The organism is Lysinibacillus sp. FJAT-14222, from assembly GCF_001278875.1.
Lineage (GTDB): Bacteria > Bacillota > Bacilli > Bacillales_A > Planococcaceae > Lysinibacillus > Lysinibacillus agricola.
In genome coordinates this window covers 1-12,654 of record NZ_LIYL01000034.1, presented here as the reverse complement: position 1 = coordinate 12,654, position 12,654 = coordinate 1, and the positions used below count along the sequence as shown (strand labels likewise).

The window sequence follows — 12,654 nt, the reverse complement described above, 5'->3', positions numbered from 1 at the left end:
TCTATAAATGAGTCAGTAAATAAGGAGGAGTAATCATGAGAAAGGAAAATAGCAACTTTAAAACAAGCTTTTTATCCGAAGCGGGCTCATTTTTGCAAAATAAAGATTACTTTGCCTATACAGAGCTGGATGATGTAGCCTGCTGGGTAGCTGTAAAAGGGCTAGATTCAGATCAGGAAATCAGTAGTGCTGAGCTTGCTGTAAAGGCAATTTTAGAAAAATTTATGGAAAAGCCATCCATGTCCAGACGGAGAATTAAACATTACTTAAAATATGCACAAGATATTCTTCAAGCTCAAAGCTTAAGGGTGAGATTGAAGGCTAGTATTGTCATTGTCGTCTCAGATTACTCAAAGATGATTGTTGCCGTTGCAGGAAATTCGAGATTATATCATTTCCGTAATGGGACTTTAACGTTTAAAAGCACGGATCAAAGCTTGGCGCAAGAGCTAGTGAATGATAGGAACCGTTCGCTCGATATTAGCCAGCACGAGGAAAGAACTAATTTATTAAATTATCTTGGCAAACCAAAAGATTTCCAGCCTTTTGTTTCAAAGAAAATAAAGTTAATGGATGACGATGTACTAGTGCTTTGTACAGCCGGCTTTTGGGAGGATGTCAATGAAATTGAAATGGCAGATGCGTTGGAAGATGCAAAAGAGCCTGAGAAATACATTGATGTATTAGAAGAGGTACTGCTAAGCAGGCAAAAGAAGGTTGTCAATAATTACACAATCGCAGCTATATTTGCTAATAAGGTTTATCAGGAAACAAATAAGAAAAAAATGAAATACATCAAAATGATTGCAGCTGCATTAGTGCTAGCTTTGGTCGTAGGTGGAGGCACGATTTTTTATCAGGCAAAGCAAGCCAAAAAAATGGCTGAATTGACCGTCGAGATGAAAGATCATGAAAAGAGCGGAAACCTTTATTTTCAAGATGGAACTTATGATAAGGCACTGCTGGAATATAGTGAAGGCAGAAATGCGGCCAAAAAATTGAAGGATCCAATACATAGAAATGTACTAGCTAAAAAATTAAGAGTTACCGATCTGATTATCAGTGGAGATAAAGCAGCGGAAGAAGGTAAATTTAACGATGCCCTAGAGTCATATGAAAAGGCTAAAAAAGAAGGAAAGCTTATAAAAGACTTTGGGAAAGCAGTAGTTGAACAAAGAATCGCAAATATGGATACCATTGTACAAATTGCTGAAGCTGTGAAAGATGGAGATTTTCAATTTGAGGCAGAGGATTACAATGGGGCACTTGAAACGTATCAAAAGGCAAGAAAAAAAGCCCTGACAATTGCCTATACTGGCGAACCTGAAATAAAGACAAAAATAGAAGATACAGAGGCTAAAATTGCTGAATTGAAAAAGGCCCAGAAGGAATTAAAGGCTGAAGGCTTAGAAAAAAGCGGAGATCAGAGCTATGCACGCCAAGAGTTTGGAAAAGCAATTGAATATTATACACTTGCACAGGAAATTTATCAGGAGACAGAGCTGCTGTCGAAGGTTTTAGGTCTTGAGCGAAAGGTTATGAACGCCAATGATAAATTAAATCCGCCTCCTCAAGCACCAGCTGCCGATACAGCGCCATCTGATCAGGCAGCTCCGCCTACGAATGAAGGGACAGCTGCTAGTGAGCCAACTGATGCTGAAGTGATGAAAGAGGGAAAATAAATTGATGAAAGAGCTCATGATTGAACGGTTACGCAAAATAGAGGATTTAGAGCAACGTCAACTGCTAAAGGATATTGTAAGTGGCGTTTTTGTAAATTTAATCGACTATCAGGATGAAATGAACAAAAGGCTTGAAGACCGCGTATTCAATGAAATAGATGATGCTGAGAATAGGTTTGATATTTTTGTGACGTTAAGTTCTAAGGAGGATGTTGACCCTATTCATGAATGCTTATTCCCGATGCGACCAGCTGATTTAGAAAGTAAATCAATCCATATAAAAAAACTGCTTGAATCACTTAAATACAATGAACCAGCAGTACTGTTCACTTTATTTTTAGCATGTGATTCCTTACAAATTCAACAGTTGCTTGCTGAGCAGAGACTCTTTAATGGAAAGCTAGTAACGACAGAAGGACAAGTAGAGATTAAAGTTAGCCTTACTCAAAATACGGCCTATTTACAAGAGATGAACAAGCTATATCCTCTCTTCCAAATAAACGGCTTACCTTGGAAAACCATTAATCATCCATTCGTCTATAAATTTTTTAATGTCAATTTAGTAGATTGCCCATCTTTACATGAGGATGCTGAAATTACTGAAATAATCGTTGATTTAGAAGAGTATGAGGACAAAAAACGCCTAAATATGGTTCCGCTATGGAATATTGAACGCCATGAGGTCAAAAATGTCGGGTTTCCCATTCCTGCTATCGATAAGGTGAATTTTGAACATGTCCTTTCCGTACGTAAAATTGGAAATGAGCATGGCTATCTTGTTGAGGCCGAAGAGGATAATGTTCGTTACGTTAAACATTCAGACAATGAATTAACCATTGTTTCACCCCAGGATAAGTCAGGGGTTTGGCAGCTAATCAAAATTGCAAAAATGGAAGATGAAAAGATCGGAAAATTAAATTACGAGCTTGTATCAAATCGAAGAATCGAGCATTTTATACACAAATTCGCTAACAAGCATACGGCTACTGTTAAAACGAAGGGCGAAATTACTCGTATGATTAACTCCTTTGAGGCAGCTATTCGATTTGAGCTTGTAGATGTCGAAATAGTGGACTCTTTCTCAGGAACAAGCTTTACGCACTCTGTGAACACATTCTTAACGGAAGTGATAGGAGAAAATAATCATAAAAAAACGATGCTATTAAAGTTTAAGGCGAATGAGGAGAGAAACTTTATCGCAAACGATATTTTAAGCTTCCTCGTATCAGAAGTGCAACGACATTTCTTCGAATATGAATGTGTAGGTGTGTGGCTATGAACTATATTTGGGATTTGCTCATTAAAGCTGAGGATGAAGGACTTTCTAAAAAGGATATTTATTTTCATCTTGCCGAAGCCTATTCACCTTATATGGAACTAAGTCCACAACTATTAAATGCACAGTATGTTGACCAGCACGTTGAAGTAAATCCGTATTATCGCTATTACGGAATTTTTAATGGTCTTTTCCATCCTGATCATACTTCAGATATAGAGTTTAGGAATTATCTTTTAGATACTGGATTGCATTTTTTAGCTGAAATTGATCGTATGCAGGGCATGAATAAGAGAGAGTTCTATATTCGTTTTATCTTAAGGGAAATCAAGGCCGATGTATTTGGTACATTGGTGCGTGACAATATTCATGCCTTTACGAAAAAGGAGCAAGAAATAGTTGCACTCAACATGCTAAGACTGTACCGGACAGGTGAAGAAATTTACTTATTAAAGGATACGCTGAAAAGGCTCTTTAAAAATTGCATGATTTATGTGAAATCGGAGGACCAGGATGAGCTGCTTTTATACATCCGTCAAAAGCAGACAGCACAGAATGAGCGAAAGGTACAGCTTGTACAAGAAATGTTTCTGCCAATAGGTTTTCATATGGAGGTTTATTGGCAATATCATTTTGGCATTATTGATGCAGAGGAAACGATGAAGCTAGATCGAATAGCTCTTTACTAAATAGGGAAGAGGAGGGATTCCAATGACAACTAACTATTCATATAAGCTGTATGCCAATAAGCGTAATACAGAAAAGAAATATATGACCTATACACGAGTAGAACTAATGGAAATGACAACCTTCCAGCTTAGAAATATTTGCTATAAGGAAAAGCTTGTGACTGGGCTTATTAATACACTGACAAGAGACGAGTTAATCGACAAGATTTTAAGATACCGTGGCTCTGAAGAAAACCCTCTCATTAGAGAAAAAAAGGATGGGGGCTTTGAACGAGTAGAAGCGGCCATGCAAGAGTATTTAAAAACGCAGATGTCTGACAATGGTGACATTAAAATTCCTGCCAAAATGAGCTTATATAGCGGGATGAAGATTGATAAACCCGATCAGTATTTCGTGGAAACAGGCGGTTTTCTTGTTGAATCTAATGTACTGCTAGTCAATGAGCAGCTGGAACTTTGCGGCATCCTTAATATCCTTAAAGACGACGAAGTCCCAAATCAATACTATTTCGCTGCTGACCAAGCAATTGGTATACGGAAGACAAACAATAAAAACTACAGCTTTATTTTTTTAAGAAAGCAAGATTCTGAGTATATCTGTAAGACGTATTATCAGGAGACCCCACTTCCGCCAACAAATCTTCATTACTATAAGGTTCCAATACCAGATTTAGAGATGAAACAGCTGGAAACAACGAATGCCATTCTTGCCATTGATTTTGGAACAACAAATACTACGGCTGGTGTCTATTTAGAGAGTGATTATGTAACCTCTCCTTGTAGTCATGATCTATTAAATAACAGAATTCAGCTAAATAGCATCAATTTTGTGCAATTTCCAGACCCACTTCATCAAAACGAATGGATAGAAGTAGTGCCGACGGTCATGACTGTCGCAGATTGCTCAAATGCAGACCAAGTAGGCTATCACTACGGCTATGAAGCGTTAAAAATGATGAAAAAAAATAGCTATACATCATTGGCTACGAAATTCCAAGGTATTAAGCGATGGGTTAGTAACTATGCCAAGTTGGAAGAGGTGATGGATGCTAACGGGAATACTGCACTTGTTCCACGTAGCCAAATTTTAAGAGAGTTTATGCTTTATATTATTCGAATGGCGGAGCATCAATTTAAATGTCGTTTCAAGCATTTACATATTTCCAGTCCCGTTAAGCTGAAAACACAATTTTTAGATATGTTTCGTGCGATTTTACCCGAATACCAAATCGAAACTGAGCATGCTCTCGATGAAGGGATGTCGGTGCTTTATAATACGATTGCCAATCAAATAGAGAATGATAGTTTTCTCGATGGCAAGGAATATAAAGCGCTCGTGATCGATTGTGGAGGCGGAACAACAGACCTTTCTTCTTGTAAGTTTCGAATAGAGGACGGACATATTTCTTACAAAATTGATATTCATACTACCTATGAAAATGGAGATACGAATTTTGGTGGTAACAATATTACCTATCGCATTTTCCAATTTATGAAAATCGTTTTTGCCAACTATTATAGTCGAGGAAAAAATGATTATGATATCGATGCATTAATAGATATTCCAGGTAAGGATATTTATCGACATGTAGACGATCATGGCGTTGAAGCAGTGTACGAGCAATTCGAAAAAGCCTTTGTAGATGCCGAATATATTATCCCTACACGTTTTAAGGAATATGAAAATCGCACACGTGATGAGTACCTACGTGTTCGCAATAATTATTATTTCTTATGGGAAATGGCAGAAGAGATGAAGAAGGAATTTTTCCGCAAAACAGGTATATTAAGAAGTCGTTTTTATGCGGATAACGATATGCAGCACGATAGTGATTTAAATGTCACAGCAGTAGATCGCTGGTGCCTGTCGTTGGTAGAAAACAATCAATTTAAGGAAGTTTACGACTTTCCAAATGTCTTTTTCAACATTAAAGAAATCAATCATCTCATTAAGGCGGATATTTATGATATCGTGCGAGAGTTTTTAGAGGAATTTTATGAGAGTGGCATACTGAGTGACTATTCCATCATTAAATTGACGGGACAATCCTGTAAAATAGACGCATTTCGCGAGGCTTTAAAGGAATTTGTACCAGGACGCAGCATTGAATTTAGACAAAAGGCTGAAAATATCGGTAAAGTTCCAGAGTTAAAGCTTGCTTGTTTAAGGGGAGCGCTTCGTTATTTAAATGCCAAGAAAATCGGCATGATTGAAACAGAAGTGACGAACCATGCACCGGTTGTCCCTTATGCTGTCAGTGCCTTTACACATAATCGTCAGGAAAAATTACTGATTAGTAGCTTAGAAAGATTGAATCAAATTCACGGTACGATTTCTCGCCCATGGGGTGTAAAAGAGGTGGAGTTTTTCCTCACAGGCAACGACGATCACTCATCGTATAAATACACTTACTTAAATCGTCAGGAGGATTATGCACCTGTTCTTTATGACAATATTGCAATGCACTATCAAGATAAAATTCCGCAGGACGAGACGGATTCCATCACGAATGGAGAAGTGAAGTTCTTTGTCTTTGCAGGCGAAGACCATTGGGGCTTCCACGTAGTTCCAGTAGCAAGAAAAGACGAACAGCTGTTTATCGGAAGCAAGGAATTCTTTGCCTTCGAAACCGATTTGTCTGAGCTGGATTTCTTTGATGGATTAAAGTAAAACAGTGAAAAACAAGAAAAGAGGTGGGTGACAGCTTGTTTGCCAATCAATATCCACATTTTCAAAAGGGCCGCATTTTAAAGCGAGAAATGCTGGAAAATTTGCGAGATTACCCAAGAGAATTTTTAGATTTATATTTCCAAGATTATTCTAATGGCATCATTGCGGGTGCCAATATCATTGTAGCAGATACAAGCCTCATCATTACAAAAGGCATTATCAAGCATAATGGAAAGCTCTATACGCTGCCTAGTAGCTATGAGTTTCCTTATGAGGCAACAGGAAGTGAAACGATTCTAAAAGTACGATTTGCTGAAGAAGTGAATGAATTAGATTTTAGGAATCTCACAACAGAGATTGTTCTAGATGATTCGATAGAGCTTGCAAACAATGAGCTAGAGTTAGCACGCTTCAAATTAAAATCGGGTGCCAAACTGCGCTCAGAGTATATTGATTTTTCCGATTTTGCGACTGAATATAATACGGTTAATTATCTTCATAGTCAGTATGCAGGTTTTCAAAAAAGCACTTACCATCCAATCATTTTGCACTATTTTGCACGAGAGCTGTTAAAAAATCGCCCAGCGAATCCGTATGATATAGCTTTTGCTTTAGAGTGCATAAATCAGGAGCGGGTTCAACGAGATGCAATCGATTTCTATATTTGTAATCGGCTAGAGCTTGATTACCAAACATTTTCTAATAGTCAGATTCATAAATACTTGAACCGTATTTTAGTGGAATCAAAGCGCGGTGGTCGTATGACAGGGCACAGTCAAGGGCGACCAAAGCGCATGATTGTTGACTAGCTGATGGTCTACTGATGAAAAAACGTTCAAGAAATGGAAGGTGAATGGGTTGAAATTTTTAGATGAACAAATTATCGCTCTTAGAAATGAAATGCGAGAGCAGGAACAACATGAATTAGCTCAAAAGGAGGCAGCTTTAAAAGAGGAGCAAGCGCCGCCTGAGGAGCCTTTACAGGAGGAACAGTCTGAGCTAGAAGCAATTGACCTTTACAAGGACTTTGTCAATATAGACGAGCAGGAAGTGCCGGTCATTGATCAGCATGTCCTGGAAGGGAAAATTTCGTTCCGAATGCCGAAAATATTTTCGATCATGCCCGCTGAGTTAGCCGCATTAAAATATCCGTCAGAACGAAGACCAAATATTATTTATACGGATGAATCATCTACTATCAATTTAGCCTTCAACAAGACATCACATTCTTTACCTGATGAGGGTGTAGCTGAGTTTCAGGAAAATATGATTGACGTTCTTGAGCAAGCACAGCCTTCAGCAGAATGGTTTGATACAGATGTTATCAAAATAGATAACAAAACAGTTGGCTTTATCGAGGTCATGACACCTGCTATTGATGGTGAGATTTTTAATTTAATGTTCTTTGTATCGATTGATGGGCAAGCGCTTATCGGTACGTTCAATTGTATGGAGGAGGATACCGAGTCTTGGCGTCCTATCGCAAGGGCGATGATGGAAACGATGCAATTTGCTCCTAACGGAAGGATAGGAGGAGTATTACGATGAGTGGAGTAGTAACTGCCTATCATAATCTTCAAGTACTGCCATTTAAACTAGTGAGTATTCAAGAGCTTACACTCACGAAGAAAATGAATGAGCACGCGACATTACGCTTTACGGGTATCGTACCTGAGGAAGTTCGAGATCAGTACGTTGAAATGACAGAGGTCTATTCAGCCATTGAAGTGAATCAGCTGGATCATTTAGGTGCGCCTACTCCGTTATTTAAGGGTGTTATATTAGGTGTCAAGGTACATTCAATTCGGGGTATTTACTACATCGAAGTCGAGGCTGCCTCCAACACCTACTTCCTCGATATTCAGAAGAAAAATCGCTCCTATCAAGATAAAGAGCTGACCTATTCGTCTCTATTCAAGCTCATGAGTCCATATTACCCTGGTCTCGATATTATCGATGAGGCTACAAAGGGTGGGAAATTAGGCAAGTTTACCCTACAGTACCGAGAAACCGATTGGCAATTTTTAAAACGTCTTGCCTCCCGCTATAACACTGGACTAGTTCCTGCAGCTACTTTTGATAAGCCAAAGTTCCATTTTGGTGTCCCTGCTGGCAAAGCAAAAGGAAAGCTAGAAGACTATCATTACACGACAAGAAAAAAACTAGCAGACTATCTCCTCTATACATATAACGGCAATCAAGGTATGGGGGAGCATGACTTTTTGTACTATGAAGTGGAAACCGATCAGGTACTTGCCATAGGCGACCACGTAACATTTCATAAGCAAACACTCTATGTTTGTGAGGCCTCTACGTCAATGAAGGATGGCTTACTTAAGCATCGTTATACACTTTCAACGAAGAATGGCATGAACAAGAGTGAAATATATAATGATGAAATTTCTGGTGTCTCCATTATCGGTAAAGTGTTAGAGGTAGCCAAGGATCATATAAAGGTCCATTTAAATATTGATGAAAAACAGGATAAAGGAAAGGCACATTGGTTCCTTTATGCAACGCCTTACACGGCTGAGGGGCATAGTGGTTGGTACTGTATGCCTGAAATTAACGACTTCGTACAAGTGAATTTCCCTTCACATCGTGAGGAGGAGGGAATTGCTAGTAGCTCGATTCGAACAAATTTAGCCAGCACCGCAACCAATAAACTAGATGATCCTTCGACGAAATATTACAGAACAGCCTTTGGCAAAGAAATTAAGATGAGTCCAACGGAAATTGTCATTACAGCACAAGATAACGATATTTTTATCCGTTTAAATGAAGCGAGCGGCATCGAAATTTTTAGTAAAAAGGAAATTAAGCTTATTTCCGAGGCAGATATTTCAGTCAATGCAAGCAAGAAAATTCTGTTGTCTGCGGAAGAAGAAATTTCACTAAAATGCAAGGAAAGTAAAATAATGATGGATGGCAGTGTGCAAATTTTCGGGAAAGAAGTAAAGGCCAATTAAAAGCCCTATAGATGGGTTTCTTAATGAAGAGAAAGAAGGAGACACATATGCAAGCAGAGGGAGTTTTACAGCATTTTTATGAAACGGAAGTTGAGAAAAGACGGTTGAAGTATCTCTTGGCGTTAGAGGATTTCTTCCAAGCTTCAAAGGATGAGCTTGCTGAGGAATTTAGAAAATCCTTTCAAACCATTTGTCATCAGCTACAGCAGCAACAATCTCTTCAACAAAAAGGCCCAATAGGACATATCACATTTTCTATGCTACGCACAGAGCTACTGGAGGGACGTCATCACTATCTAGTAGAGGGGACAGATGAGGAATGGTTCTTTGATCTGCGTCCTATTTTAACTACCTATGATGCAAGTTGGGCGTTAAGCTTTTTAGAGCAATTTGCTGAGGAATTATATTTATACAGCAAAACATTCATGGGAGCCATTACCCAAGCGGATATTGAGCACATCAAGCTTAAGGAAGCATCTCATTTTCATCAATATGTTATTAGCCTTGCTAGATATGCATTGCCAGACATTATAAGATGTCCAGAATATTTAGCACTTGATCGAGATGCTGTTGTAGAAATTCGTATAGGTGAATTTATGGATGTTAATGAAGTTGTCTATAGCGAGGACTTCTCCTCGAAGGATATCGAAGAAATCAAGGCTTGGCTAGATCAAAAATTAGAGGATGAATATCCGTATGAAGTATTTAGCAAATTAAATCTATCTGGTGGCAACTATGAAGACTTAGATATTCGCTATGCCTTTTTCCAGAAAACGAATTTAGCACAGAGCAAAATGCGTAATTGCTTGCTTATTGGAGCCAATCTTAGGAATAGTCAACTAATGGACGCTGATTTGAGCTTTAGTACAATCCATGAGGCGGATTTTAGCAATAGTCAATTACAAGGTGCTAAGTTCCAACGAGCTCAGGGAGCAAGCGGACTAACTGATCGACAGAAGTGGGAAATGCCAGGCTACCACCCAGTGCGCTTTACCGGCGCTAATTTAGAGGGAGCTGATTTTGAACTAGCTAATTTACGAGGTGCTTGCTTTATCGGGGCTAACGTCAAGAATGCTCATTTTGAAGGAGCCAATTTAGAAAAAGCTGTGTTCTCGAAGGAAGCACGGGAATATTTGAAGCTAGATCCATTCCAAACAGCGAGTGTCATTTGGAAATAGATGTCGTGAAAAAGGAGATTAAAAGATGAACTATTTTATTCTATCTCAGGATGAGCGTATCTCGAATGCTGTAGAACCAGTTGGACTATCAAAAATTATTAAAAAAGAACTATTAACAGTGGAAAGAATGGAGGAGCTAGAGGAGCTCGAGCGTCAATTTCCTGTTTTAGATAAAAGTGAAAATGACTATATCGATTTTATCGAAAAGCCCATTGCTCTTTTAGCTGATCCAGTGAAGCAGCTAGTGGAGAAATATGAGTCGCGCTTACCATTTAAACCAGTTGTTCTCGTAGATATGCCGAAATTAAAACAAACGTTATATTGGCTCTCCATTCCGCCAAAAGTGGCCTGTCTTTCAGCACAAACCGAATTCCATCTAGATGGAACGCTGAAAAAGCTCGTTATTGATGAGACTTTAGCCGCACCATACACCTTCTTTCAAATTGAAGGTATTAAAGAGAATTATATCATTGTCAATATAGAGCTAGCAGAAAGTATGTTGCGCCGAGCATTTCGAGGTATTCGATTACGCAAAGTGCAAACAGAAGGAAAATGGAACGAGACCCTAAATTCATAGGTAAGTAGCGATAGCAAGAAAAACATAAAGAGTTGTTTGAAGAAGGCAAAGATAAAAAAGACGAAATCATTATTACCTAAAGTGATTAGTTTTTAAGTGATATCTAGGCATTTACGTATCGCGATAAAAATTCTCAATAGTGGAAATAGTAACGTATTTTTTCGCTTTTGAGTGTGCCAAAGTGAAGCGATGTGAATGCACGTTTCTGTTAGAAAGGGTGGTTTTCGATGGCGGATGAAATGCAGACAAAAGGTGATGAGCAGCACAGTTATGTAGTTGCTGGTGCCAAATTATCGTGCTCCCAAGGTGATCAAACAAGCATATTAAAAATGCCTGTAAGCCATGGGGTTTACTCAAAAAACAAGGCAAAGATGAACACGATGGATTATAAGCCCTATGTCAATATTCAGCCCTTCGGTTTATGTCAAACATTATCTAATCCTACGGTGGCAGCTGCAACAGCGGCTAATAATGGTGTTTTGAAACCGATGCCGTGTACACCAGTGGTCACGATGCCATGGATTAACGGAAAGTCTGATCAGTTGATTGAGAATTCTCCCGCGCTTATCAATCAATCTACTAATATGTGCATATATTGCGGGACGATAAAGGTAGAAGATGATGGTCAAGAATAATCCATCATCCACTGAGGAAAGAAGGGTATTCATGTGAACACGTATGAGGAAGTGATTGGATACGGAGAGCTTGAACTCGTATCCCCCTATGAAGTTCAGACGTTGCATGATCTCAGCTTGACCCAAACTATGAATGACCATGCAAGGTTATCAATTACGGGATTCATCCCAGAGGAGAAAAAAGATCGCTGTATGCAGATTGCCAGCAGTTCAGATCGGATAGAACTCTATCAAAAACGCAATGGACAGCGTGTGCGATCGCTTTTTAAGGGGCAAGTATCCGAAGTAGCCGTTCGTATGGTGAGAGGCGTGTACCAAATTGAGTTAGAAGCGGTGTCATCTACATTTACCTTGGATTGTAAACGCAATGCTCGCTCTTTCCAGCACGACAAGATGACGTATAATGCCATGCTCAAGCAAGTACTCGCTAACTATCCGGGTGCAGACGTTATTGACACTGCATCAAAGGCTACTCCTCTAAAGCAATTTATATTACAATATAGGGAGACAGACTGGCAATTTCTAAAGCGCATGGCCTCGCATTTTCGAACAGTGCTTGTACCAGCAGTAGATGTCGATAAACCTAAGCTATGGTTCGGTCTCCCAGAAGGTCGATTAGAGAAACTGTCAGCTACTAGCTATACAATCACCAAGGATCGCTCCAAGTATTTACATACGCTGCTCAATGACATGGAGCGACCAATGGAGGAGCGGGATACAGTATCCTATGTGATCGAGTCCAAAAAAACATTAGCACTCGGTGACCGTGTCCAACTCCAAAAGAAGGAGCTAGTTGTGGCAAAGTCCATCGCCCGCATGCAACAAGGTGTCCTTACATATGAATATCATCTACTGTCCAAGGCAGGTATTCGTCAAGAAAGACTAAACATTCCTTCCTTATCAGGCACAGCGATTGAGGGTAAGGTATTAGAGGTCAAAAAGGATCAAGTACGCTTGCACCTATCCATTGATGAGGC

At 39.2% G+C, this 12,654-nt stretch carries 11 protein-coding genes; all 11 read left to right on the top strand.

Annotated features, from left to right (window positions below):
- Positions 1-35: 35 nt before the first annotated feature.
- Positions 36-1,682: a serine/threonine protein phosphatase gene (locus tag AN161_RS14860; protein WP_143114817.1), complete on the top strand. Its 1,647-nt coding sequence runs from the start codon at positions 36-38 to the stop codon at positions 1,680-1,682.
- A 4-nt stretch (positions 1,683-1,686) separates the two neighbouring features.
- The gene (locus AN161_RS14855; RefSeq protein WP_053595304.1) at positions 1,687-2,961 is read left to right on the top strand and encodes a hypothetical protein; all 1,275 of its coding nucleotides are present in this window, start codon (positions 1,687-1,689) and stop codon (positions 2,959-2,961) included.
- The gene (locus tag AN161_RS14850; RefSeq protein WP_082340115.1) at positions 2,952-3,647 is read left to right on the top strand and encodes an iron-dependent peroxidase; all 696 of its coding nucleotides are present in this window, start codon (positions 2,952-2,954) and stop codon (positions 3,645-3,647) included. Before AN161_RS14855 ends, AN161_RS14850 begins: the two co-directional genes overlap by 10 nt.
- A gap of 22 nt (positions 3,648-3,669) precedes the next feature.
- Positions 3,670-6,318, top strand: coding sequence for a molecular chaperone (locus tag AN161_RS14845; protein WP_053595123.1), 2,649 nt, complete (start codon positions 3,670-3,672; stop codon positions 6,316-6,318).
- 35 nt (positions 6,319-6,353) lie between these two features.
- Positions 6,354-7,127: a hypothetical protein gene (locus AN161_RS14840; protein ID WP_053595122.1), complete on the top strand. Its 774-nt coding sequence runs from the start codon at positions 6,354-6,356 to the stop codon at positions 7,125-7,127.
- Between the two features lie 40 nt (positions 7,128-7,167).
- On the top strand, positions 7,168-7,866 hold the full coding sequence (locus tag AN161_RS14835; protein ID WP_053595121.1) for a hypothetical protein: 699 nt from the start codon (positions 7,168-7,170) through the stop codon (positions 7,864-7,866).
- Positions 7,863-9,287 (top strand): hypothetical protein, encoded by a 1,425-nt coding sequence (locus AN161_RS14830; protein ID WP_053595120.1) that lies wholly within the window; start codon positions 7,863-7,865, stop codon positions 9,285-9,287. The genes AN161_RS14835 and AN161_RS14830 overlap by 4 nt, the downstream gene beginning before the upstream one ends.
- Positions 9,288-9,310: 23 nt before the next feature.
- Positions 9,311-10,465: a pentapeptide repeat-containing protein gene (locus AN161_RS14825; RefSeq protein WP_241774573.1), complete on the top strand. Its 1,155-nt coding sequence runs from the start codon at positions 9,311-9,313 to the stop codon at positions 10,463-10,465.
- A gap of 25 nt (positions 10,466-10,490) precedes the next feature.
- A complete protein-coding gene (locus tag AN161_RS14820) occupies positions 10,491-11,042 on the top strand; it encodes a hypothetical protein (protein ID WP_053595118.1) in 552 nt (183 codons plus the stop codon).
- Positions 11,043-11,269: 227 nt separating this feature from the next.
- Complete coding sequence (locus AN161_RS14815) at positions 11,270-11,677, top strand: DUF4280 domain-containing protein (protein ID WP_053595117.1); 408 nt, start codon at positions 11,270-11,272, stop codon at positions 11,675-11,677.
- 33 nt (positions 11,678-11,710) lie between these two features.
- Positions 11,711-12,654: contractile injection system protein, VgrG/Pvc8 family (locus AN161_RS14810; RefSeq protein ID WP_277815950.1), on the top strand; the 944-nt coding region annotated here is incomplete at its 3' end.

Bases quoted from the DNA above. Each gene is read 5' to 3' on its own strand.
- AN161_RS14860 (WP_143114817.1), top strand. From the start codon at position 36: ATGAGAAAGGAAAATAGCAACTTTAAAACAAGCTTTTTATCCGAAGCG.
- AN161_RS14855 (WP_053595304.1), top strand. From the start codon at position 1,687: ATGAAAGAGCTCATGATTGAACGGTTACGCAAAATAGAGGATTTAGAG.
- AN161_RS14845 (WP_053595123.1), top strand. From the start codon at position 3,670: ATGACAACTAACTATTCATATAAGCTGTATGCCAATAAGCGTAATACA.
- AN161_RS14830 (WP_053595120.1), top strand. From the start codon at position 7,863: ATGAGTGGAGTAGTAACTGCCTATCATAATCTTCAAGTACTGCCATTT.
- AN161_RS14825 (WP_241774573.1), top strand. From the start codon at position 9,311: ATGAAGAGAAAGAAGGAGACACATATGCAAGCAGAGGGAGTTTTACAG.
- AN161_RS14820 (WP_053595118.1), top strand. From the start codon at position 10,491: ATGAACTATTTTATTCTATCTCAGGATGAGCGTATCTCGAATGCTGTA.
- AN161_RS14815 (WP_053595117.1), top strand. From the start codon at position 11,270: ATGGCGGATGAAATGCAGACAAAAGGTGATGAGCAGCACAGTTATGTA.